This is a genomic window from Cupriavidus pauculus (genome assembly GCF_002858765.1).
GTDB classification, from domain to species: Bacteria; Pseudomonadota; Gammaproteobacteria; order Burkholderiales; family Burkholderiaceae; genus Cupriavidus; species Cupriavidus pauculus_B.
The window spans coordinates 146,682-170,700 of record NZ_PJRP01000012.1 but is presented as its reverse complement, the minus strand read 5'-3'; the positions used below and the strand labels follow the sequence as shown (position 1 = coordinate 170,700).

Below are 24,019 nucleotides of genomic sequence, written 5' to 3'. Positions count from 1 at the left end.
GTCTTCGAGTGTCCGCAACCGGAGACATCCCCGCTCATGGCCTTGCCTGTCACCCCCACGCCGCCCGGCGTGCAACCGCTGCGCTTCATGCCCGGCGCGGCCTCCGCGCCCGCCCTGCAATCGCCGCTGTACCGCCGCCTGGCCGCCGAACTGCGCGGCGACGTGCTGTTCGATACCGCCAGCCGCGGCCGCTATGCCACCGATGCGTCGATCTACCAGATCATGCCGCTGGGCGTGGTGGTGCCGCGCGATGAAGCCGACGCCCGGCTCGCGCTCGATATCGCGCGCGACCTGAAGGCGCCGCTGCTGCCGCGCGGCGGCGGCACCAGCCAGTGCGGCCAGACCGTGGGCGAGGCGCTGGTCATCGACAACAGCAAGTACCTGAACCAGGTCATCGACTTCGATCCGCAGGCGCGCACCGTCACCGTGCAGCCCGGCATCGTGCTCGATCACCTGAACGCGTGGCTCAAGCCACACGGCCTGTGGTTCCCGGTGGATGTCTCCACGGCCGCGCAATGCACGATCGGCGGCATGACCGGCAACAATTCCTGCGGCTCGCGCTCGATCCAGTACGGCAACATGGTGCACAACGTGCTGGGCGTGCAGGCCATCCTGGCCAACGGCGACGACGTCTGCTTCGACGCCCGATGGCCGGCCGAGGACGCGCCACACCGCGCCATTGCCGACGGCGTGCGCCGCATCGCCGAGCGCGAGCGCGACGCCATCGCGCAGATGTATCCGAAGGTGCTGCGCCGCGTGGGCGGCTACAACCTCGACATCTTCCAGCCCCAGAACGAGCGGCCCTACACCGCCGACGGCAGCGTCAACCTGGCCCACCTGCTGGTGGGGTCCGAAGGCACGCTGGCCTATTTCCGCCACATCACGCTGCAACTGGCACCGCTGCCCACCCACAAGACGCTGGGCGTGGTCAACTTCCCGACGTTCTACCAGTCGATGGACCTGACGCGCCATATCGTCGCGCTCAGGCCCGCAGCCGTGGAACTGGTCGACCGCACCATGATCGACCTGGCGCGCGGCAACCCCGCCTTCCGCCCCGTCATCGACAAGGCCCTGATCGGCGAGCCCGAAGCCATCCTGCTGGTGGAGTTTGCCGGCGAAGACCGCGACGCCACGCTGCGCGGCCTGCGGCAGCTGGTGGAGCTGATGGCCGACCTGGGCCTGCCCGGCTCGGTGGTGGAGATGCCCGACGCTGGCCCGCAGAAGGCGCTGTGGGAAGTGCGCAAGGCCGGCCTGAACATCATGATGAGCATGAAGGGCGACGGCAAGCCGGTATCGTTCATCGAGGATTGCGCGGTGCCGCTCGAACATCTGGCCGAATACACGTCGCGCCTGACCGAGGTCTTCCACAAGCACGGCACGCGCGGCACGTGGTACGCCCACGCCAGCGTGGGCACGCTGCATGTGCGGCCGATCCTGGACATGCGCCGCGACGGCGCGGCGAAGATGCGCGCCATCGCCGAGGAAGCCGCCGCCATGGTGCGCGAATACAAGGGCGCGTACTCGGGCGAGCATGGCGACGGCCTGTGCCGCGGCGAATGGGTGGCCTGGCAGTTCGGGCCGTCGCTGGCGAATGCGTTTGCCGAGGTCAAGGCGTTGTTCGATCCCGACAACCGCTGCAACCCCGGCAAGATCGTGCGCACGCCGAAGATGGACGACACGTCGCTGTTCCGCTTTCCGCAGAACTACACCGTCAAGCCCCTGCAACCGGCACTGGACTGGTCCGCCTGGAACGTCACGCGCGACCCCGTCACCGAGGTGGAAAGCACGCCGGGCAACGGGCTCGACCCCGCCAACGGCCTGGCCGCCGCCGTGGAGATGTGCAACAACAACGGCCACTGCCGCAAGTTCGACGCCGGCACCATGTGCCCGAGCTATCGCGTCACGCGCGACGAGCAGCACCTGACGCGCGGCCGGGCCAACACGCTGCGGCTGGCACTGTCCGGGCAGCTTGGCAGCGAGGGCCTGCTCGATTCCGCCGTCAAGGAGACGATGGACCTGTGCGTGTCCTGCAAGGGCTGCAAGCGCGATTGCCCCACCGGCATCGACATGGCCAAGATGAAGATCGAAGTACGCGCCGCCAACGCCCGCGTGGGCCGGCTGCGCCTGCGCGACAAACTCGTGGCCTTCCTGCCGCGCTATGCGGGCACGGCCAGCAAGCTGCCCTGGCTGTTCAACCTGCGCGATCGCGTGCCGGGGCTACCGCAACTGGGCGAGCGGCTGCTGGGGCTGTCGGCCAAACGTTCGCTGCCGCGCTGGCAGCCGGCCTTCCTGCGCGACGACTACAAGGCGCAGCCCGCTGGCGGCAAGGAGGTGGTGCTCTTCGTCGATACCTTCAACAATCACATGGAGCCCGGCAACGCGCGCGCGGCGCAGCGCGTGCTGGAAGCCGCCGGCTACACCGTACATCTGTCTGGCGTGCCCGGCGAGCGCCCGTTGTGCTGCGGTCGCACGTTCCTGGCGGCTGGCCTGGTCGATGAAGCGAAGGTCGAAGCGAAGCGCGCGCTCGACAGGCTGTTGCCGTTTGTGTCGCGCGGCGTGGCGGTGGTGGGGCTGGAGCCATCGTGCCTGCTGTCGATGCGCGACGAGTTCCTGCAATACGGCTACGGCGACGCGGCGCACGCGCTGGCGGATAACGCGTTCCTGTTCGAGGAATTCCTGGTGCGCGAGCATGCGGCTGGCCGCTTTGCGCCCGCCCTGAAGCCCATCGGCCACCAGCAGGCGCTGCTGCACGGCCATTGCCACCAGAAGGCGTTCGACGCGGTGCGGCCGGTGGAGCAGGTGCTGGGCTGGATTCCCGACCTGAAGACCGCGCTGATCGAATCGTCATGCTGTGGCATGGCGGGCAGCTTCGGCTACGAGGCCGAACATCACGAGGTGTCGATGCGGATGGGGGAACTGTCGTTGCTGCCGGCGGTGCGCAAGGCCGATGCCGGTACGCTGGTCGTGGCGGATGGCACGAGCTGCCGGCACCAGATCCACGACGGCGCCGGCCGAGAGGCCTTGCATGTGGCACGGGTGCTGGAGATGGCGCTGTAGCACCTGGAAGTGCCCGCCCTCTCCCCCGCCCCTCTCCCGCGAGCGGGAGAGGGGAGAACACCACGGGCATTGCAACCACTCTCGGTTTGCTCCCTGCGCGGGAGCGGCGAACACCCGTGGCATTTCAAGAAGCGCTGTCTGTTGGCTCGCTGTGGAAGGCGGAAAGACACCAACAGGTTTGTTTTCCTCCCCTCTCCCGCCTTGCGGGAGAGGGGCTGGGGGAGAGGGAGAGGGCGAGCGCATACGTCGCGCTAAACCCCGGCCATCACTGCGGCACCAGTTCCACCCGCTCCTTGCTTTCCTTTTCCACCTGCTTGCGCGAATACACGAGCGGGAAGTACTCGCCCTTGGCCCACAGCGGTGCCAGGTCACGATAGTGCGGGTTGGCCGGGTTGCCCGACTGCCCCGGCGTGTTGACCACACGCGACGCGTCCCAGTTGCCCACGTCGAGCACCATGCGGAACGACGCACCGGCCGTCAGCTGAAAGTCGCTGTTGCGGTAGCTGGTATTCATCGGCGTGAACGACGATCCACCGATCGGCCCGGCATTGACATCGAGCTGCTGGCGCTGCGCCGCATCCAGGATCGGATCGAGCGGATGGCTGAACACGGCCGTGTGCAGCTTGCCCCATTGCCAGGCCCTGGGGTCGCTGCCGAGCTTCTTCTCGATCTCGACCATCGCCGTCTTCAGCGTGCCGGTCATGATCTCGTTGCGCTTGTCCACCGTCATCCAGGTATCGGGCCGCTCCAGCACCGCGATCACGCGGCTGGCATCGCCGGGCCCCACCAGGCGCGCACCTTCCGGCGACAGCGCGGCACGCACCACGGCCGTACGCAGGTACTTGCTGAACCACACCTCGAACAGCGCGGCGGCGGCGCTGTCGGCCCGCTCGTTGCCGTCCCAGTTGCGCAGCAGGTCCAGGCCGCGCTGCACCTGGGCATCGCTGCTATTCAGCGGCTTGACCAGCGCCACCACACGCTGCGCGGGCAGCGATACCGTGTCGTTCTGCCACGCCATCGAATCTTCCAGCGAACTTCGCGGATTCGCCGCCACCAGCGCCTTCAGCCGGCGCGCACGCGAGCTGTCGCTCCATTCGTAGCCGACGCCGATCTTCGCGGCCGGGTGATTGGCCGGGATGTTGTTCTCGTTGGCGGTCACCACATAGCCGGGCGCCGGATTGAAGGCCCACGGCAGTTCATCCATGTTGCGATAGCCGGCCCACTCGTAGCGGCCATCGCCAGGCACCGGCATCAGGCCATCCCAGTTCGGCCGGTTGACCGTCAGCCCGCCCGGAATCCAGCCGATGTTGCCGGACCGGTCGGCATAGACCTGGTTCTCGCCCGGTGCGCCCCAGCGGTTCATGGCCGCGCGGAACTGGTCCCAGTTCTGGGCGCGCATATAGTCCATCGAGCCGAAGTACGGCGCCATCCCGTAGTCCAGCCAGGCCGCGCGCAGCGCATAGGCGCGGCCGCCCTTGGCATCGGCGTACAGCACCGGGCCATGCCGGGTGTAGTCGATCGTCACCTTGCGGGGCGTCGCCTCGCCGCGCACGGCAATCTGCTCGGTGACCGTCTCCATGGGCTCCCATCGGCCCTTGTAGCGATATTCGTGGGCCTGGGCGGGATTGGTCTCGTAGACGTAAAGGTCTTCCTGGTCCATGTAGAACCGGGTCAGGCCGAAGGCAATCGTGCCGTTGTGGCCAATCGAGATGCCGGGCAGGAACGGCTCGCCCGCGCCGATGACCGACAGGCCCGGCGCATTGAGATGGCTGATGTAGCGCAGGCTGGGCGCGCCGTGGGCGCGGTGCGGATCGTTGGCCAGGATCGGCCGGCCCGTGGTGGTGCGGCTACCGGCGATCACCCAGTTGTTCGAGCCCAGGCTGCGGCCGGTGTCGCTGTTCGCGTCGACGGTGGCGTAAAGCTGGTCCACCGGGATGTTCTCGGCCTTGCTGGTGCCCTGCGACCACCACTCCTTCGGAAAGCGCGGCGCGGCGGTGGCCAGGTCGTAGGCGCGCCGCAGCTCGGCGGCCGGCACGGCGCAGGTGTCGAGTCCCTCGGGCACCTTGGGCTCGACCGGTGGATCCAGCTCGCGGCGCACCCAGTCGGCACGCACGGCGTTGGGTTTCACGTAGCAGAAGATCTGCGCACGATCGATCTCGCCCGTGAAATTCAGCGTCAGGCCATGGTGACGGATGCGCACGATGTCCTCGGCGCGCCAGCGCGACGGCTTGTAGTTGAGGATCTTGAACTCGGGCGGCAGCAGTTCCGGATGCGCCTCCACCTGCGCCACATAGGCATTCACGCCGGCCACGAAGGCCTCGGCCACGCGCTTGGCATCGGACCCATAGGCCAGCCATTCCCGATACATGTCGCCCCGGAACAGCACCGCACGCGCCATGCGGTCGCCTTCCACATAGGCGGGGCCGAAGTCCTTGGCCATCTCGCCCAGCCCGCGCTTGCGCCACAGGTCGATCTGCCAGAGCCGGTCGCGTGCGGCCATGAAGCCCTGCACGTAGAACGCGTCATAGAGCGTGTTGGCGTAGATGTGGGGCACGCCCCAGCGGTCCACCAGCACCGTGGCCGGCTTTTCCAGGCCGGGCACCGCGAACTTGTCGGGGCCGGCGGCCTGGACGGGCAAGCTGGCGGCGGCCAGCCAGAAGGCGGCGACGGCTGCGCGGCGCCATGGGCGGATGGGACGGGACATCGGGACTCCTCGACGGAAACTGACAGCGAGGATAGCGGAATGTGATCGCGGCGGCGATCCTGCGCCGCCGCAAAAACGCGCATTGGCGCCCGGACGCGGCTAGTAGACGTCGCGCCGGTAGTGGCCCGTGTCGATCATCTGCTGCAGGCGGGCGTCCCCCAGGATATCGGCCAGCGCCGCATGCACGCCGCCCGCCATGCCCTGCAGGCTGCCGCAGACATAGATGGCCGCACCTTGCGCCACCCACGCGGCAATGCCCGCTGCGGCGGCCCGCACGGCGTCCTGCACGTAGTGCGGCGCGCCGCCGTCGCGCGACCACGCGCGGTCGATGCGCTGAAGCACGCCCTGCTCGCGCCACGCCGCGAGTTCTGCCCCGTGGAAGTCGTCGTGCGCGGCGGCGCGCTCGCCAAACAGCAGCCAGTTGCGATGCCAGCCCTGAGCGGCGCGGGTCTTGAGCAGCGCCCGCAGGCCTGCCAGCCCGGTGCCATTGCCGATCAGGATCAGCGGCCGGTCGTCGTCGGGCGCGTGGAAACCTCGGTTGCTTCGCACGCGCAGCGAAATATGCGCGCCCTCGGCGGCGTGCCGGGTGAGCCAGCCCGAAGCCAGCCCGAGCGTGCCATCCGCATGCACCGTCTGCCGCACCAGCAGTTCCAGCCGGCCATCGGCGGGTAACGACGCAATCGAGTATTCGCGATGCGGCAAGGCAGGCAGGGCATCGATCAGTGCCTGCGGCGCCAGGCCCGCCATCGTCGCCATATGGACATCGGGTAGCGGCAAGCGAGTGGCCAGCGCTTCGGCCAGCGTCATCGGACGGCTGTCGCAACGGACTGCCATCGATCCGTCCAGCGACAGCCTGTCCAGCAGCCGCGCCACCGCCTCAGGCGGCCGGCAGGGACCCACTTCGGCAATATCGCCCGCCTGCCACGTCAGATCAGCGGCGGCCTCCGGCACCAGCGCCAGATGCCAGGCCGGCTGCCCGAGACTGCCCGGGTTCAGCAGCCGTCGCTCCACGAGTTGCCATCGCCCATAGCGCGGGCGCTCCCAATCCTCGATCTCGGCGCCACCGCTTAGCGCGGATAGATGGTTTTGCCAGTGCCGTAGCGCGCCGGGGTCGCCGTTGTCCACCTCGACCATATCGAACAGCGGCTCGGCCTGATGGCGTTGCAGCCAGCCGGACAGCGCATGGCCGAACGCACAGAAGCGGGCGTAGCTGCTGTCGCCCAGCGCCAGGATGCCGTAGCGCAGCGTCTTCAGCGTGTCGGGTGTGGTGCCAGACAGCAGCTTGCGGGCAAAGCCGGAAGCCGTGTCCGGCGCATCGCCCTCGCCCGTGGTGCTGACCAGGAACAGGGCCTGCCCGCACGCGGCCAGATGCTTGCCATCGAGATCGGCAAACGACAGCAGTTGCACCGGCATGCCCGCGCCCTGCAGCGCCCGCGCTGTTTGCGTCGCCAGTTGCTCGGCAAAGCCGGTCTGGCTGGCATACGCCACCAATGTCGGCTTGCCCTGACCATCGTCGGGCACGGACAGCCTGACGCGTGCCGCACGGCGACGCCGGTGTGCGCCGATCGCGCCGGCGCAGAACGCGAGATAGGCGATGACCACGCCCGCCGCCATGAAGGCACGGCTGTGCGCCAGCATGGCCAGCGCCACGCCGACCGCGAAGACGTTGCCCCACAGCCAGCGCGTCATGACAGCATCGCCGCAAAGGCCGGCGTGGTGCGTTCGTCGAATCCGTCCGGCGTGCGCACCAGGAACCGTGCCGCCAGCGCGTGGCGCTGCGCAAAGGCCATGCCGGCCTGGGGCCCGAGCACGGTCAGCGCCGTGGACAGCGCATCGGCCAGCATGCCATCGCGATGGATCACAGTGACCGATGCCAGCGCGTGCGCCGCCGGATAGCCCGTGCGCGGATCGATCGTATGGGCAAAGCGCTGCCCGTCCTGCTCGAAGTAGCGGCGATAGTCCCCGGACGTGGCCACCGACAAACCCAGCAGCGCGATCAGCGTGCGCGTGGGCGCAGCGCCGTCGGCGGAGGGCGATTCCAGTTCGACCCACCACGGCATGCCATCGGGCTTGAGCCCCTGGCCGCGCAGCTCGCCGCCGATCTCCACCAGATGGTGTGCCAGGTCTTGCGCGTCGAGATAGCGCGACACGGCGTCGACGGCAAACCCCTTGGCGATGGCACAGAAGTCCAGCGAGACACCGCCGGGCTGGCGCACGCAGCGCTGCGCGGCATCGACGTCCAGCCGCTGCCAGCCGCAACGTTCGCGCACACGCAATACGTCGTCCACGGACGGCGCGGCGGTACGGCGCCCGGCGGGGCCGAAGCCCCAGAGGTTCACCAGCGGGCCAGCGGTGGGGTCGTAGGCGCCGCCACTATCGCGTGCCGTCTGCAACGCAGCCTGCAGCACGGCGAAGCAGTCGTCGGGCAGCGTCACCCAGCTATCGGCGGCGGCATGGTTGAAGCGCGACAGGTCCGAGGCATCAGACCAGTTGCTCATCTCGGCGATCACGCCATCGAGAACGGCGCGGATACCCGCTTCGATGGCGTCAGCCCGTTTGGCCGCCAATGGCCCCGGTGCCAGCACGGCGCTGACCGACCACGTGGTGCCCATCGTCTCGCCCGCCCATTGCCGCACCTGCCCTTCCGGCATCGGCGACGGCGGGGGTGCGGACAGCGCGACGGGAATCAGCACGCGGTGCATGGGCGGGTCCTGGGGTGTTCTTATTGCGGCAGCACTTCCACCGTCACGGCGTACGTGGCACGGCGCCCCTTGGCTTCCTTGATCGACGTCTTGTCGTCGCGGGTCTCGGCTTCCATCCAGTACATGCCCGGCGCCGGATACTTGACGCTGAACTTGCCGTCGGCGTCGGTCGTGGCCTCGATCTCGTTCAGGCGGTCGCGGTAGCGAATGCCGCCCGGCACCACCGACACCTTCTGGCTGGCCGCCGGCTTGCCGTCGAGCAACAGGCGGAAGCTGGCCGTTTCCCCGACGATCAGATCGTTCGGATGGGTGATCGGCGCCAGCTCCAGGCCCTTGCCGGTGGTCGTCAGCACCTGCTTGGTCGGACGGCCGTTGGTGACGTAGGTCTCGATGCGGCCGGCGATTTCGTTCACCTGCAGGTCCTGCGCGCCTGCCGGCACGTTCTTCGCGAAGGTATCGGCGGCGCCACGCCAGCGCTTGGTCTGGCCGTTTTCCTTCCAGCTTGCGAAGACCCCCTGGTTGACCACGGCCACGCGATAGGTGCCGGGCTGGGTCAGGTGCAGGTCGAACGTGCTGCGGTATTTGCCGGTCGATGCGTTCTCCGCCGACACGGCGGTCTTGCCATCGGGCGCGGTCACCGCAAGGTTGTCCAGCCGCATCGGCACGTGTTCAAAGTAGAACAGGTCGTTGGACACGGCAGCGTCCACGGTCACCCAGGCGTCCTTCTCGGACAGCACGGTGGCCGACGGCAGCAGCCATTGGCGGTGTGCGTGGGCAGCCAGCGGCGCTAGGGCGGCCAGGGCCACGACGGCGAGGCGGGTGGTGAGACGCGCAGGGAAGCGGGTAGAGAGGCGGGCAGGTTTGGTCATCGTCGGACTCCGTTCGTCGGTTCGCATCAAGGTTTGACTTCGACGGTGACGCCGCCGAGTTCGTGTTCGCCTTTGGCGCTGGCGGTCTGGGCGGCCTTGGCCGGCCACGAGAACGGCACGCGCACCAGTTCGCGGCCGCCCACTTCGCGCGCGGCTTCGACCACAAGCTGGTAGTCACCGGCCGGCAGCTTGCCCAGCGGGGCCTTGCCGTCCTTGAAACTCAGGGCGTGCTCGCCCGGTGCGCGCGTGGCGCCGGACACGCCGTCCGCGGGCATCTGCATGTCGCGGCCGGCCTTGCGCCACCACTGGCGCATGTCCTTGAGCCACTTCGTGCCCTCGCCTTCCTTGTTCTTGGCGTCGTACCAGACGGCCAGCGTCTGCACCGGGCTCTGGTCGGCGCGCTCGATCCACGTCGCCACGTACGGACGGTGGTATTCGGCCACGTTCAGGCGGGGAATCTCCACCTTGACGTTCAGGTCGGCGGCCATGGCGGGCGCCAGCGGCGCAGCGGCAAGGCCAGTCACGGTGACGGTCAGGAGTCGGCGCATTGTCAAAACTACCTTTCTCGATGGAATGGGAAGTGAAGCGGATCAGTGGATATACAGGATGGCCAGCAGCAGCGGAATCACCAGCCCGGCACCCACCAGCGGCCAGGTGGCCACGCGGCCCGACGCATGCAGCTTCAGCAGGAACAGACCCGTCACGCTGAACACCAGGCAGGCGATGGCGAAGACATCGATGAACAGGCTCCAGGCCCGGCCCGTGTTGCGGCCCTTGTGCAGGTCGTTCAGGTACGAGACCGCGCCGCGCGAAGTGAATTCGTACTGCACCTCGCCGGAATCAAGCGCCACGCTGACCCAGGCATCGCCGCCGGGACGCGGCAGGCCCACGTAGATTTCATCGGCCGACCATTCGGCGTCGCGCCCGGCCGCGTCGACGTCGAGCGTGCGCGCCAGCCAGTCGGCCAGCACCGGCGGCACGGGCCCCTTCAGGTTCTTCGTGTCGGCGCCGGCCGGCATGGCGCTGCGCAGCGCACTGACCACTTCGCGCGGCGCCGCCTCGGTGCGCGTGACGACCTTCGGCTTGGCCTCGATCTGGCCGGCGTGGTTGAGCGTGAATCCGGTAAGGGCGAACATCAGCATCCCGATCAGGCAGATCGCGGAACTGATCCAGTGCCACTGGTGAAGATGCTTGAGCCAGAACGCGCGGCGCTGCTGGCCGGAAACTGGCGCGGTGTCGGTCATTCGGGTGCTGGAGACGATGCGCGGGGTGCGCCGGACGGCGCGTCATCCGCTGCGGAAACTGGCGATGACATCACAATATCGCCACAGGCCGAAGGATGATAATTGTTCTCATTTGGTGCGGCAACCCGTGCCCCCCTGCAGGGCGGGGTTGTTTTGGTTACGGTTGATTACGCTGCGGCTGAATAGCAAGCCTGGCCGCGCCGGGCAAGGCGGCAAATCTTGCGTCGCTGCCGGACCAACCTGCAATCCGGGGCGCCCTTGCTCCGCATATCGGGCGCTGCGCGCCCAGAACCTGCCGGGTCGGCCGGGTGGCGTGGCGCTTGCAGGCCTTGTTTCCATGGGCCTGATTCCCAGGCCGCAATCGGAGACGTCTCATGAAAACAGTCTGGATCCTTGTTGCGGACGAGGGTGTCGCGAGGATAGTTGCCGCACGCGGCGACAATGCGCGCCTGGAAGAGGTCGAGAAGATCACGGATGCCGGCGCCCACGCGGACAATGCCGACCCGCGGCGCGACGCCTACGGCCGGCGGCCGCAGGCGTCCGTGCAAGGTGATGCCGGTCATCCCGCTGCGCACGCTGGCCGCATGGCCACGGTCGTGTCATCGGCGGGCGAGGATGAGATCCACCAGGAAGCGCAGCTGTTTGCGCGCCGGGTGGCCAAGATGCTGAAGGATGCCCGCAACAAGCAGCGCTTCGACGAACTGGCGGTCATCGCGCCGCCGCGCTTTCTAGGGCTGCTGCCCAAGGCTATGCCGCAGTCGGTCTGCGATGCGGTGACACGGGAACTGGGCAAGGACTATTGCCAGCTTCCCGATCAGGACCTGCAGCAGCGCATGGCCGACGACGGCATCATGCCGGCGCGCCGCGATCCGCGCATCGGCACGGGCCAGGGCGGCGGCAATGCCATCGACAGCCTGCTGATGCGCTAGGCCCCGCCCGGCAGGCCACCTGCTTCAGGGTTTCAGTTTCAGCCCTGCGCCGCCTGTGCCGACTCCGGCCCGCGCCGGAAGCTGATGGCCAGCCGGTTGAACGCATTCATCAGGCCGATGGCCATCGTCAGGTCGGCCAGCTCCTTCTCGTTGAACGCTGCAGCGGCCACGTCGAAATCGGCGTCGGGCACGTGGGTATCCGCCACACGGGTCACCGATTCGGCCCAGCGCAGCGCGGCCTTCTCGCGGTCGCTGAACAGCGCGCCCGCCTCGTGCCAGGCCGGCACCAGCGCCAGCTTCTGCGGCGACACGCCCTTCTTGATCAGGTCGCGAGTGTGCATGTCCAGGCAATAGGCGCAGTTGTTGATCTGGCTGACGCGCAGATAGACGAGGTCGACGAGCACGTCTTCCAGCCCCGACTGCATGATGTAGCCATACACGCCGCCGAATGCCTTCACGCCATTCGGCGCTGCCTTGGTGTAGTCCAGTCTCATTTCACGCTCCTTTTGCGCGGCGATCATTGCTCGTAGGTGGTCAGATTCTTGTCGTCGGTGTCGACGACAAACACGGCCAGCAGCTTTGCCGGCTGGGTCTTGCTCGCATTGCGGCTGACGGGATGGCGCGAGCCGGGCTCCTCGTAGAACGATTCGCCGGCCTTGTAGACGCGCTCGGGCCCGTCGTTCACCTTGCTGGCAATGCTGCCAGACACCACATAAGCGTAGACGAACGCCGACTTGGCATGCACATGCGGCTTCGACGCCCCGCCGGGTGCATAGTCAACCTCCACGGCGACCACCGACTTTCCGGGGATATTGGGAATAGCGTGCGAGAAGTTCGGCTTGACGCTCTCGGCCGCGCCATGGTCCGTGGCGCCGTGGGCGATGGCGGCGCCGCTGACGGCCAGCCCCGCCGCAGCGAGGATCGATACAAGAAGGCTTCGGGGTTTCATGTTCATCTCCTGGTTGATGGATAGAATCATGGACGCCCGGTAGTGCATGTAAAAGAACCAAAAACCGCAAATCCTGCTGCACCAGACCCCATGACACCCCCGCTCCACCTCAAGCTGGACCTGACGCTCGACCGCCAGTCGTCAACATCGCTCGCCGAGCAGATCCGGCTTGGCATTGCCAGCGCCATCGAAAACCAGGTGCTGGTGCCAGGGGCCAGGCTCCCGTCGTGGGTGGATCTTGCGACACAGCTTGGCGTGGCGCGCGGCACGGTCAAGGCCGCCTACGAGCGGCTGGTGGACGCGCAGTGGCTGGTGTCGTCGCGCGCCGGGGGCACACGCGTTGCCGACCTGGCGCCGAAAGCGCGCAATGTGGCCGATCCCGGACGCCCGGTGCAGACCGATCTGCAATCGGCGCTGTACCAGCACTTTCTGCCCGGCCCGGCGGTATTCCAGATGGGCGTGCCGGCGTCGGACTGCTTTCCGGCCACGTTGTTTGCGCGTTTGCGTGCCCGCGCGGCGCGTGACGAAATCGAGGCGCCCGCGTCCTATCCCGACCCGCGCGGCGAACATGCGCTGCGACGCGAGATTGCCGCGCACCTGGCGCTGGCTCGCGGCATCGCCTGCCAGCCGTCGCAGATCTTCATCGCGGCCGGCTTCACCGGGGCGCTTGGCGTGGCCTTGCGCGTGATCCAGGCTCCGGGGCGCCAGGCGTGGGTCGAAAACCCCGGATTCATGATCAGCCGCAGCGCGCTGGCCATCGCCCAGTTCAGGCCCGTGCCCGTGCCCGTGGACGAGGAAGGGATGGACATCGGCTACGGCGAACGCCACGCCCCCGATGCCGCGCTGGCGCTGGTCACGCCCGGCCAGCAGGCGCCGCTGGGCCCCACCCTTTCACTGGCGCGCCGGATGCAACTGCTCGACTGGGCCAGCCGCACCGACGCGTGGATCGTCGAGGACGACTACCTGGGCGAACTCCAGCTCCGTCGCCGCGCCGCACCGGCGCTGGCATCGCTGGATCGTGCAGGCCGCGTGATCCATATCGGCTCCTTCAGCAAGACCATCAGCCCGACCCTGCGGCTCGGCTTTGCCGTGGTGCCGCTTGACCTGGTGGGGCGGTTCGAGGAAGCCGTGGCCTGCCTGGGGTCCGCACCGGGCCCAGCCGTGCAGATGGCCACCACGGCATTCATGCACGATGGGCACTACCTGCGGCACCTGCGGCACATGAAGCGTATTTATGCGGCGCGAAGTCAGACGCTGCTGGACGCGCTGGCGGCGCGGCAATTCCATGCCTATCCGGCCGGCCTAGCCGTGGTTGTGCAGTTGCCCGATGGCGCGGACGACCGGCGTATCGCCCGCGAAGCTTATGCCTACGGCCTGGCGCCCGCGCCGCTGTCGGGGTTCTACTGCTCGGCGGACACACAGCGCGCCGGGCTGCTGCTCGGCGTGGCCACGGCGATCGAGCATCAGGTGCCCAACGCCTGCGATCGCCTTCAGCAGCTGATCCGCAAGTTCGCGTGACGCCCACCAGACCGGCAAGCTCAAGGCGCTGGCCGTGACCAGCAAGCTGGCTTGCGCCCTGGCGTGGGATGCGGCAAGCGCCGTCGTTCAGCGCAGCACGCGCCAGGTCGACTGCACCAGCCCCGACGGGAAGTGCCGGCTCGATTCGAGCGCCAGGCCCACGTCGCGCGGCAAGGCACCGAACAGCGGCCTGCCCGCCCCGATCAGCACCGGCACCGTGGAGACCACCATGTCGGAGATCAGTCCATCGCGCAGGAACGACTGAACCAGTTGGCCGCCATCGACATAAACGCGGCGCACGCCCTGGGCCGCCAGTTCGGCAAAGGCCTGGGCCGGCGTGGCATCCGAAAACCGGACCTTGCCCTGCAGATGCGCGGGCACGGGCTGGCCCGCCAGTTGCCGGGAAAGGACGAGCACGGGGCGGTCGTAGAACCAGTCACCCATCGTCAGCACTTTCTCGTAGCAGCCGCGGCCCATCAGGATCATGTCCTTGTCCGCGATGAAGTCGGAGTAGCCGTGGTCTTCGGCGGGATCATCCCTCCAGAAGCCAGCCGATGTCGCCATCAGGCCGTGCAATATAGCCATCAAGGCTGGTGGCAATGAAAACGTGTCCGGTAATCATCAAGGTCTTGTGGTTCTGCGTGGTGGTTGAGGCGCGGCGTGTCGCGGGCCGCTACGGGATGCCGGTCAGGCTTCGACAGGCGCTTCCAGCCCGCGCAGGCACAGGCTCATCAGGCCCAGCCGGCCCGGCACGCCCAGCTTGCGAAACACGCTGAGCACCAGCGTCTGCGTCCTGGCCGCACCCAGGCCCAGGCGGCTGGCGATCTGGCTTTCGGAAGCCGCGGTTAGCAGCAGCACCAGCACGTCGCGCTCGACGGGGTCCAGCAAGCCGAGAAGATCCGACGCCAGCATATGTTCGCAGGCCGGTTGCCGCAACGCCGTGACGTCGCGCGCAAAGCCCATGCGCAGCTGATGCGCGTGGAGCCAATTGGCCTGCCAGGCCAGGTAGATCGCCCGGCCATCGCGATGCTGATAGCGGTTTTCAAACCCCACCCGATCCCGTCCGGCCACCACCTGCGCCGCTTCTTTCAGCGTGCGGTCCCGATCGCCAGGCAGCACGAGTTCGATGATGGGTTGTCCGATGACATCGGACCGGGTGAAGCCCAGCGTGTCGGCGCACCTGGCATTGACATAGCGGACGATGCCGCCCCGGTCCACCAGGAACACGGTTTCCTGCGCGCCTTCCGCCAGGGTGAGGATAGCGTCTTCGGTCAATCGCTCCATGGCTCTATCCGCTCTTGTCCGCTCTGTTCGCTCTCTATCTGCGCCGTTTGCTTTCGCTGCGTTGTACCGATCCGCAGCACCTGCGTCAGATTCGACGAATCTGGAGATACTGCCATAGCCAGCCACCGTCCGGGAGGTCATTGGCGACGCAGATACTGCCCTCCGGACCGCGCGGCCATCAGAAAGCGGCGCCCTCTTCACTATTCCCATATTGGTAGCAATCCTCAATCAAGTTTCCGCGTTGGCCGACCGTTAGCGCCGCTCATAGAGAGGACGTCTCGAAAAGCGCCCCGACGATCAACGAAGCGAAATGGAGGAGATGGGATGTTGCAAGAACTGAGTCTGAGGAAGAAGCTCATGCTGCCGCTGGTGCTGAGCTGGGTCTGCCTGCTGGCCATCACGTTGTGGAACGTCTGGCAGATGCGCGAGCAACGGCTGCAGGATCGCAAGGTCGCGCTGGAACAGGTGACCGACACCGCCAATTCAGTGGTTGCCGAATACGAGGCCATGGCCCGCGCCGGCAAGATCAGCGCCGAAGACGCGCAGAAGCAGGCCATCGACCGCGTGCGCGCCATGCGCTTTGGCGCCGACGGCTACTTCACCATCATGCGCTCCGACACCGTGGTGCTGATGCATGCCATCAAGGCCGAGCTCAACGGCAAGAACATGTCCGACATGAAAGATGCCAATGGCGTCTACCTGTTCCGCGACATCGCCCAGATCGGCAAGACCACCGGCAAGGGTTTCATCGAATACCTGTGGCCCAAGCCCGGCGCCGACGCCCCGCAGCCCAAGCTCAGCTATACGCTGAACTTCAGGCCGTGGGACTGGAATTTCATTGCCGGCCTCTACCTCGACGACATCCAGGCCGAATTCCGTACCGCGCTCTGGAAGGCGCTGGGCTGGCTGGTTGCCGTGGGCGCGCTGATGAGCGTGGTGATGGTGCGCATCTCGATCAGCCTGCAGCGGCAGCTTGGCGGCGAACCGGCGATGACGTCCCGGATCGCCGCGCGCATCGCCGATGGCGACCTGGGCACCCACGTGGAAACCGCGCCTAACGACCGCGACAGCGTGCTGTACAACATGCAGCAGATGCAGGCGCGCCTGACCGGCGCCATCGGCCAGATTCGCGGGTCGGCCGATTCCATCGCCGGCGCCGCGCGTCAGATTGCGGCGGGCAACGTCGACCTGTCGCGCCGCAGCGAGGAACAGGCCGCCTCGCTGGAAGAAACCGCTGCGAGCATGGAGGAACTGACCAGCACCGTGCGCCAGAGCGCCGATAACGCGCGCCAGGCCGCGCACCTGGCCGAAGGCGCATCGGACATCGCCGTCCGTGGCGGCGAGATCGTGCACAAGGTGGTGGAAACAATGGGCGAGATCAAGGCCGCGTCGGGCAAGGTCGTGGACATCATCGCCGTGATCGAAGGCATCGCCTTCCAGACCAACATCCTGGCACTGAACGCCGCCGTGGAAGCCGCCCGCGCGGGCGAGCAGGGCCGTGGCTTTGCCGTGGTGGCCGGTGAGGTGCGCAGCCTGGCCCAGCGCAGCGCCACCGCTGCCAAGGAAATCAAGGGCCTGATCGACAATTCCGCGCAGCGCGTGGAAGACGGCGCCACGCTGGTGGAAGGCGCCGGCAAGGCCATGGAAGACATCGTCGGCGCCGTGAAACGCGTGACCGACCTGATGGGCGAAATGCGCGCGGCCACCGAAGAACAGACCGGCGGCATCGAGCAGGTCAACCAGGCCGTATCCCAGATGGACCAGATGGCACAGCAGAACGCCGCACTGGTGGAAGAAGCCACGGCGGCCGCGGCATCGCTGGAAGACCAGGCCGATGCCCTGCACCGCGCGGTAGGACAGTTCCGATTGGCGGGGGCGTTGTAGAAGTTGTAGGCGTTGTAAGGAAGGGGAAGTCCGAAAAGAAACGCGTGAAAGCGTTATAGCGTTTTTGCCAGACTTGCCGGCCCGCAGCGATGCGGGCCGTTTTGTTTTCGGCGAATGCACTGTGCCGATGTCCTTGCTGCCCCCAAAGATCTCGCGGCCGCCTTCTCGCTGCAGGCGCTTGCCGTGGAAGCCCCATCGCTGATTTTTACCGCCTCCATGGCATGGCGAGCCCTGACTTGGCGAGCAGATGAAGCGATCGGATCAGTCCCACCCACGCGATAAAACAAAAAGGGCGACAGCCAAAGCCATCGCCCTTTCCCACCCCAGGCGCCAGCCTGGAACGTCTTACTTCTTCGAGTTCGTCAACGCCTGGAACTGCTGCGTGAGGTAGTTCTTGGTGTTGTTCATCTGGGCCACCGCCAGGTCGAGCGCGGTGAACTGCTTGCGGATGCGCTCGATCTTCCCGTCGATGCGGGTGCTCAAGTCCTCGTAGCGCTTCTCGATGTCCTTCATGCTGCGCTCGATGCCGGTCGTGACCGCGCCGATCGGGCCGCTTTCGCCGGTCATCTTGTCCACCGCATCGGACAGTCGGCGGCCGAAGCCACCCGTGGTGCCGTCGCCCGAGAACAGCTGCGTCACGGTGGGCAGGTTGTCCTTCAGCGCGGCGTCCAGCTTCTTGCTGTCGATGGCCATCGTGCCGTCCTTCTGCATCGACACGCCAATCGCGGCCAGCATGGTCGGGGCCTTGGCCGGCATGCCCGCTTCAGGCGTGTTCAGCACGGCGCGGATGGTCGTCTGGATGCCGCGGATCGACGAGTCACCGTTGAGCGCACCCTTGGTCATCGCCTTGGTGTCGAACGAGGTCAGCGACTTGATCGAGGACTGGATGTTGTTGTACGCGGTCACCATCGCCTGCACGGCGTTCTTGATGCTGTCGGTGTCCTGCGTCATCGACAGCGACGTCGTGCCGGTCTTCTTGAGCGTCATGGTCACGCCCTGCGCGGCGTCCACCACGGTGTTGCTGGTGCTGGTGATGGCGATGCCATTGACCGTCAGCGCCGCATTGGTGGCGCGCAGCGTTTCCTTCATCGCGTTCGAGCCCGGCGTGGTCGGGTCGTAGCCCGCCACCCCTTGCAGCTCGGGCGACGAACCCGAGACGCGCATGCTCATCGTCTCGCCGGTCTTGTCCGACGTCAGGATCAGGCGGTACGGCGTGGCGCTGCCATCGTTGATGATGCTGGCCTTGACGCCGATGCCAGCCTTGTTGATGGCATCGCGGATGTCCTGCAGCGACCCCTTGCCCGGGTCGATGGTGACCGTGCGGGGGTTGGGGACGTCGGTGGTGGACGCATTGGGGTTGAACCCGGGGCTCAGGTAGGTGCCGCTGGCTTCGTCCCAGCCGGTCGTGGTGCCGAACTCGAACGTCAGCGTGCCCGAGCCGATCTGCACGTCCTGCTTGGCGTACCCGGTGCCGGCCAGCGACTGGGCCTGCGCCAGGCGCGTCACGTTGACGCTGAGGTCGCTCGGTACGGCGTTGGCGGCGGTGGTCACCGTCATGATGTCGGAATTGCCCACCGCGGACTTGACCGCGCCGAACGTGTCCCGGTTCATCAGCGCCTTGGCCGTGGCCTGGAAGCTGGTGAGCATGCTCTTGACCGTCCCATAGGCGGTCAGGCGGGTCTGGTACGCCGCGTGCTGGTTGTCCAGTGCCGTCAGCGGCGCGCGCTCGGCGGCGGACAACTTGTCCAGCAATGTGGACAGTTCGAGGTTGGCCCCAACCCCGAGGGAGGAAATCGCTGCCATGGTGTGTGCCCTTCTTCTTGTTCGTTTCTTGTCACCCAGGCGCTGCGTCACCTGAATGTCCTGACATCCAGGTTTACGTCGACGCAAAGTGGTTCTTTAGGCTTTTTGATACAGAAACGATACAAAGATGATACGAAGACGGGCTAAATCCGATACATGAGCTTTATACAGCACAAATAAGTCAGTGCGCCAGGCGTTGGCCCAAGGCAGACAAAGTGGCGTCGAACTGCCGAAGCTGTGCCGTCATCGGTTTGTCATCGACACGGCGCCGGGCCAAGGCGGCCTCGAGCGATGCGGCGATCAGCCGTCGCTGGGCGCCGATGTAGCTCAGGCAGCGGGCCCGGGTCTCGGGCCCGCCATTGGCCAGCACGGCCAGCACCGGCACCAGCGGCAAGGTTCGGTAGCCGGCAAAGGGGATGGATTCGATGCCGCGTGCCGGGCCCAGCAGTTCGGGCGCCAGCAGGCGGTACACGGCATCGCCCCATTGATGCTTGTCGTCGGCCTCATCGTCGCGGCGCCGGGCCAGCGCTGCGGCGTAGTCGCGGTCGGCAACCGCCCCCGCCACAACCAGCGGGATATGGCCACCCGGCCGAGGACGCGACGGCGACGGCGATGGCGTGGACGGCACGACGGCCAGGCAGTCGGCGCCGATATCGTGATCGCCGCCGCGTCGCTTGGCCGCCAGCGACACCGCCTGGAGCCGGTCTGGCACCCAGGCGTCGAGCGGCACCATGGCGCAGGTGGATGGGCGGGACGCGTGGATCGTGCAGCGGCCATCGTCGGCCAGTGCGGGACAGCGCCCGCGCGACGGATAGTCGATGGCCTGCGTGGCGATCATCAGCACGTCGCCATTCGGCAGCGGATGACCCTGGCGGCGCGCCAGCGCGGCAAACGCCGCCACATCGTCAGCCGTGACCTCCACGAGGTGCCCGTCCACCACGTGCCGGATGCCGACCCGTGGCGGCCGCACGCGGCGCAGCGACAGCGCCCCGACAAAGCGACCGGCGTGGCGGAACAACTCGTCCATGCTCATCAGCGGCGGGGAATTGCAGCACTTGCCGCAGGCGGTGCATTGAAAACCGACCGCGACGCGATCACCGTCCACCATGCCTCCTACCATGGCCGACGCACCGAATCGTTGAAGCGCGTCAGGATGAAAGCCTTCACCGCCGGGGCATGCAGCGCGCTGACCGTCTGCGCCACCCACCCAGCCCGACAGTCGGCCACACGTACCGCCAGCACATTGGCCCACGGCACGCGGGCATCCTCGATGCCAAGCGCGTCACGCGCCGGGGCCAGCCCGGCAGCATCGGCCGCCGCGTAGGGCAGCGCCACCAACGCGGCGCTTCGCAAGGCGGCAGCCAGCCGTTGCGCCGGCAAACGCTCGAAGCGCAGCTTGCGCGGATTGTCGATGATGTCGCTGACCTGCGGCTGCAGGCCGGCCTCGCCATCGATACGGATCAGTCCGTGGTTCTGCAGCAGCAGCAGCGCACGACCCTGATCGGCGCGTGCTGCCGGTATCGCCACGACCGCGTTGACCGGCACCTGCCGCAGTGCCGCGATCTTCCCGGCGTACAGCCCCATCGGATAGGTCACCGTATGCACCACCGCGCAGACCGACGCATCGCCCGCCAATGCCGGGGCATCCTCGGCAATCGACGCATCGATGCGCTGCGCCCGCAGCGCCTTGCGCACTGCGGCGGTGTCGGGCAAGGACACCGCCAGCAGTTGCGCCGCGCCGCCCGCGTTGGCCGCAGACGCGGCTTCCACGAGTTCACGGTCACCCTGCGTCACGACGCCGATACGCACCACGTGTCGGGTTTCGGGCGGTACACGGACCTGCGTTTCGGCCCTCGCCGGCAGGTGCAGCGCCCAGACACAGCCTATCGCCACCAGCAGCGGCTTAACCATCGCGCAGCACCGTTCGGAAGCCGATGTGCGAAGTCGGCAGGTCGCGCTCGGCGGGTTCGCGCGCCGACGCCCGATAGCGCACGCAGAAGTCCGGCGCGCACAGGAACGAGCCACCCTTGATGACGGCCATGCGCGTGTCGCGCGGCTTGCCGGATTGGCCCGACAGCGCCGCCACGAACGCGGTATCGCCATTGGCGTGCGACTGGCGCGGCCCGGTATAGGGGTCGGCGGTCCATTCCCACGCGTTGGCGATCATGTCGTACAGACCGAACGCATTCGCCGTGAAGCACCCCACCGGCGCCAGGCCATCGAAGCCGTCGCGGGCACTGTTCAATACGGGGAACACCCCTTGCCAGTAGTTGGCCGTTGGCGTGCCATCCGCGTTGGTGGGCGCGGTTTCCAGCGCGGCGCCGGTCTGGCCGGCCTTGGCCGCGTACTCCCATTCGTCCTCGGTCGGCAAGTCGCGGCCCAGCCACTGCGCGTACGCGCGGGCATCGGCCTGCGTCACCAGCGTCACCGGCTGGTTGTCCTTGCTGTCGATGGTCGATGCCGGCCCCGACGGATGCCGCCAGTCGGCGCCGCGCACCATCGACCACCACGCATAGGGCCGTTGTTGCAGTTCGTCGTCAGTCGGCTTGTGGAACACCACGGCCTCCCCGGCGCGTTCCGCTTCGGTGCGATAGCCGGTGGCCTGCACAAAGGCGGCGAACTGCGCGTTGGTGACTTCGGTGCGGTCGATCCAGAAACTGCCCACGCGCGTCTTGCCCGCTGGCCGCTCATCGGGATAGCCGAGCGTGGTGCCCGGTACGAATTCACCGCCGCGCACGTGCGCCATGCCTGCCGTGCCCTGCTTGCGCCAGTCATCGGGCAGACCTGTGTAGGCGGCGCACTGGCGCGGCGTGCCCAGTGCCGCCGCGCCATGCAGCGGCACGGCGCGCACCGCCAGCGTTGCCGCCAGCCCCGCCACAAAGGTGGCGCCAGCGATCTTCCACAGCCGATGGAATCGATGCAATGCCACGGCCGCCTCAGTAGATCATGCCCGGCACCTTCGGCAGCACCGCACCGACCGCCTTGGCGTAGTCGTTCCACTTCGCCTTGAGGTCCGCCACCACGTCGGGGCGCTGCACGGCAAGGTCGCTGGTCTCGCCGCGGTCCGCACGGATGTCGAACAGCTGCCATTCGCCATTGGCCGGCCCGAACGGCGGCTCGATCCACGTGGCCTTCCAGTTGTCGGCGTAGACGTAGGTGCGGCCGTAAAGCTCTTCCGCGAACGTGGCGCGTGCCGGGCCAGTGGCCTTGCCCTGCAGCGTCGGCAGCAGCGACAGCCCGGTGATCGGATACACGTTGCGGCCGTCGTAGACCACCTTGCCCGCGTTGCGGTTGACCCCCTTGCTGTCATAGAGCGGCGCCGCTGGCGTGCTGGGTGCGACGACGCCGGCAATGTCCAGGAACGTGGGCGCCAGGTCCACCACATGGGTGAAGGCATTGAGTTGCGCAGCCTGCTGCGCGGGCGCCGCACCGGGCAGCTTGACGATGGTCGGCACCGAGTGGCCGCCTTCCGCCGGGTACGACTTCCAGAGCCGGAACGGCGTGGCGCTGACCTCGGCCCAGCGCTGGCCATAGTCGAGATTGCTGGACCCTTTGTAAGCCGTGGTGCCCAGCGTCGGATAGACGGCCGGGTCTGCGTTCTTCGTGTCGTAGCTCTGGTCGTAGTTGCCGCTGAACTCGTAGTAGCTGGCTTCCGGACCGTTATCGCTCTGGAAGACGATCAGCGTGTTGTCGTACTCGCCAATGTCCTTCAGGTGCTGCACCAGGCGGCCGACGTTGTCGTCCAGGTTCTCGACCATCGCCGCGAAGATTTCCATGTAGCGGGCCTGGGCACGCTTTTCGTCGGCCGTCAGGCTGTCCCACTTCTTGTTGGCATTCGCCACGCGGGTATCCACGCCGCCCTGCGCCGCGCTGTTGGTCGACGTGATGTAGTTGGCCGACGCCGTGCCCCAGTTCGCGGACTTCGGCGTCACCGCCAGTGTCTCGTCGCGCCCGGCGTTCGGCGCGAAGTCGGCCGGAATCAGCCCCAGCGCCTTCTGCCGCGCCAGCCGCGCCGCCTGGATGGGCGCGTAGCCAGCATCGTAGGCGCCCTTGTAACGGTCGATGTACGCCGCCGGCGCCTGCAGCGGCGAGTGCGGCGCCTGGTAGGTCAGGTACGCAAAGAACGGCTTGCCATCGGCATTCTTGCCGGTGCTCGAATCGATGTACTTGAGGATCGTCGACGTATAGAAGTCGGACGAGAAGAAGCTGGTGGTGTTCGGTGTTACGTAGTGGTCGTCTTCCACATACGCCGTGCTGCCGTTGCGGCCGAAGTGGTCGCCACCGCCGCCCAGCAGCGCGTAGCTCTTCTCGAAGCCCCACGACACCGGCGTCTGTCCCGGCGACGTCGTGCCAACGTTCGCCCCCTGGTTCGTGGCATTGGGCAGCCCGCTGCCCAGGTGCCACTTGCCGGCCATGTACGTGTGATAGCCGCCATCCTTGAGCAATTGGGCGATCGACAGCGCGCGGTCGTTCAGATAGCCCTCGTAGCCGGGCTTGGGCGCGTTGTTCTCGTCGACGTAGTTCACGTCGGTGGTTGCCATGGTGCCCTGGCCTACCAGGTGGTGGTCGGTGCCCGAGATGATCATCGAGCGCGTCACCGCGCAGACCGCCGCCGTGTGATGGTTGGCCAGGATGCGACCCTGCTTCACCAGTGCATCGAGATTGGGCGTTCGGATTTCACTGCCGAAGGCGCCCAGGTCCGAATAGCCAAGGTCGTCGGCCATGATGAAGATGATGTTGGGCTTCTTCGTGGCCACCGTTGTCGGCGTCGGATTGTTGGAGGACGTTGTTGACGCGTCGTCGCTGCCGCAGCCGCCCATCAGCGTTACGGCCGTGGCGCACAGGCCTGCCAGCACCCGCCGTGCCGGGGTGCTTCGGTTGCTACGGGACGCTGCTGTCGTTCTTGTCATACGCCTCTCTCCTGAACCGGATGTCTTGGGAAAGCGGTCATGCTAAGAACGTGGCGCGTAGCGCCGAACGAATGTTTTTGCCTATCGATATTCGTGCAGCGCGCCGCAGGCTGGTTTGCCCGACTGGTCACCGTGACGGCGCCCGGCGGGATCCGTATGGAAGCGG

At 67.2% G+C, this 24,019-nt stretch carries 18 protein-coding genes and 1 pseudogene; 4 read left to right on the top strand and 15 right to left on the bottom strand.

Annotation, left to right across the window (positions count from 1 at the left end; translation table 11 throughout):
- The first annotated feature begins 36 nt into the window (after positions 1-36).
- A complete protein-coding gene (locus CYJ10_RS22860; protein ID WP_101683732.1) occupies positions 37-3,057 on the top strand; it encodes an FAD-binding and (Fe-S)-binding domain-containing protein in 3,021 nt (1,006 codons plus the stop codon).
- A 265-nt stretch (positions 3,058-3,322) separates the two neighbouring features.
- Here the strand turns inward: CYJ10_RS22860 and CYJ10_RS22855 are convergent, their stop codons facing one another.
- The 6 genes from CYJ10_RS22855 to CYJ10_RS22830 form a co-directional block, all read right to left on the bottom strand.
- Entirely contained in the window at positions 3,323-5,761 is a 2,439-nt protein-coding gene (locus tag CYJ10_RS22855) for a penicillin acylase family protein (protein ID WP_101683731.1), read from the bottom strand.
- A 99-nt stretch (positions 5,762-5,860) separates the two neighbouring features.
- Positions 5,861-7,450, bottom strand: a complete 1,590-nt coding sequence (locus tag CYJ10_RS22850) for a sulfite reductase subunit alpha (RefSeq protein ID WP_101683730.1) — start codon at positions 7,448-7,450, stop codon at positions 5,861-5,863.
- Positions 7,447-8,463, bottom strand: a complete 1,017-nt coding sequence (locus CYJ10_RS22845) for an FAD:protein FMN transferase (RefSeq protein ID WP_101683729.1) — start codon at positions 8,461-8,463, stop codon at positions 7,447-7,449. The genes CYJ10_RS22850 and CYJ10_RS22845 overlap by 4 nt, the downstream gene beginning before the upstream one ends.
- A 20-nt stretch (positions 8,464-8,483) precedes the next feature.
- Positions 8,484-9,332 carry a DUF4198 domain-containing protein gene (locus CYJ10_RS22840; protein WP_101683728.1) on the bottom strand — a complete coding sequence of 283 codons (849 nt, stop codon included), beginning with the start codon at positions 9,330-9,332 and terminating at the stop codon, positions 8,484-8,486.
- Positions 9,333-9,358: 26 nt separating this feature from the next.
- Positions 9,359-9,880 carry a DUF2271 domain-containing protein gene (locus tag CYJ10_RS22835; RefSeq protein ID WP_101683727.1) on the bottom strand — a complete coding sequence of 174 codons (522 nt, stop codon included), beginning with the start codon at positions 9,878-9,880 and terminating at the stop codon, positions 9,359-9,361.
- A 42-nt stretch (positions 9,881-9,922) separates the two neighbouring features.
- Positions 9,923-10,576 carry a PepSY-associated TM helix domain-containing protein gene (locus CYJ10_RS22830; protein WP_101683726.1) on the bottom strand — a complete coding sequence of 218 codons (654 nt, stop codon included), beginning with the start codon at positions 10,574-10,576 and terminating at the stop codon, positions 9,923-9,925.
- A gap of 374 nt (positions 10,577-10,950) precedes the next feature.
- On the opposite strand from CYJ10_RS22830, the gene CYJ10_RS22825 reads away from it, so the two are divergent.
- Positions 10,951-11,505, top strand: coding sequence for a host attachment protein (locus CYJ10_RS22825; RefSeq protein WP_101683725.1), 555 nt, complete (start codon positions 10,951-10,953; stop codon positions 11,503-11,505).
- A gap of 38 nt (positions 11,506-11,543) precedes the next feature.
- Here CYJ10_RS22825 and CYJ10_RS22820 read toward each other — a convergent pair whose 3' ends face one another.
- Both CYJ10_RS22820 and CYJ10_RS22815 read right to left on the bottom strand, forming a co-directional pair.
- On the bottom strand, positions 11,544-11,999 hold the full coding sequence (locus CYJ10_RS22820; protein WP_101683724.1) for a carboxymuconolactone decarboxylase family protein: 456 nt from the start codon (positions 11,997-11,999) through the stop codon (positions 11,544-11,546).
- A gap of 23 nt (positions 12,000-12,022) precedes the next feature.
- Complete coding sequence (locus CYJ10_RS22815; protein WP_101683791.1) at positions 12,023-12,454, bottom strand: cupin domain-containing protein; 432 nt, start codon at positions 12,452-12,454, stop codon at positions 12,023-12,025.
- Between the two features lie 90 nt (positions 12,455-12,544).
- Here CYJ10_RS22815 and pdxR point away from each other — a divergent pair, with 90 nt between their 5' ends.
- Positions 12,545-13,972 carry a MocR-like pyridoxine biosynthesis transcription factor PdxR gene (gene pdxR, locus CYJ10_RS22810; protein ID WP_101683723.1) on the top strand — a complete coding sequence of 476 codons (1,428 nt, stop codon included), beginning with the start codon at positions 12,545-12,547 and terminating at the stop codon, positions 13,970-13,972.
- Between the two features lie 87 nt (positions 13,973-14,059).
- Here pdxR and CYJ10_RS22805 read toward each other — a convergent pair.
- Together CYJ10_RS22805 and CYJ10_RS22800 are read right to left on the bottom strand one after the other, a co-directional pair.
- Positions 14,060-14,594 (bottom strand): annotated as a pseudogene (locus CYJ10_RS22805) (dihydrofolate reductase family protein).
- Between the two features lie 65 nt (positions 14,595-14,659).
- The gene (locus CYJ10_RS22800; RefSeq protein ID WP_101683722.1) at positions 14,660-15,256 is read right to left on the bottom strand and encodes a PAS domain S-box protein; all 597 of its coding nucleotides are present in this window, start codon (positions 15,254-15,256) and stop codon (positions 14,660-14,662) included.
- A 324-nt stretch (positions 15,257-15,580) separates the two neighbouring features.
- Between CYJ10_RS22800 and CYJ10_RS22795 the strand changes: the two genes are divergently transcribed.
- Positions 15,581-17,140 (top strand): methyl-accepting chemotaxis protein, encoded by a 1,560-nt coding sequence (locus CYJ10_RS22795; RefSeq protein WP_101683721.1) that lies wholly within the window; start codon positions 15,581-15,583, stop codon positions 17,138-17,140.
- Positions 17,141-17,485: 345 nt separating this feature from the next.
- Here the strand turns inward: CYJ10_RS22795 and fliD are convergent, their stop codons facing one another.
- From fliD to CYJ10_RS22770, 5 genes are all read right to left on the bottom strand, one after another.
- The gene (fliD, locus tag CYJ10_RS22790; RefSeq protein ID WP_101683720.1) at positions 17,486-18,943 is read right to left on the bottom strand and encodes a flagellar filament capping protein FliD; all 1,458 of its coding nucleotides are present in this window, start codon (positions 18,941-18,943) and stop codon (positions 17,486-17,488) included.
- A 181-nt stretch (positions 18,944-19,124) separates the two neighbouring features.
- On the bottom strand, positions 19,125-20,051 hold the full coding sequence (locus tag CYJ10_RS22785) for a YkgJ family cysteine cluster protein (RefSeq protein WP_257993469.1): 927 nt from the start codon (positions 20,049-20,051) through the stop codon (positions 19,125-19,127).
- Between the two features lie 5 nt (positions 20,052-20,056).
- The gene (locus tag CYJ10_RS22780; protein WP_101683718.1) at positions 20,057-20,854 is read right to left on the bottom strand and encodes a MetQ/NlpA family ABC transporter substrate-binding protein; all 798 of its coding nucleotides are present in this window, start codon (positions 20,852-20,854) and stop codon (positions 20,057-20,059) included.
- The gene (locus CYJ10_RS22775; protein ID WP_374703297.1) at positions 20,847-21,872 is read right to left on the bottom strand and encodes a formylglycine-generating enzyme family protein; all 1,026 of its coding nucleotides are present in this window, start codon (positions 21,870-21,872) and stop codon (positions 20,847-20,849) included. The genes CYJ10_RS22780 and CYJ10_RS22775 overlap by 8 nt, the downstream gene beginning before the upstream one ends.
- A 7-nt stretch (positions 21,873-21,879) precedes the next feature.
- Entirely contained in the window at positions 21,880-23,853 is a 1,974-nt protein-coding gene (locus CYJ10_RS22770; protein WP_101683717.1) for an arylsulfatase, read from the bottom strand.
- Positions 23,854-24,019: the final 166 nt, after the last annotated feature.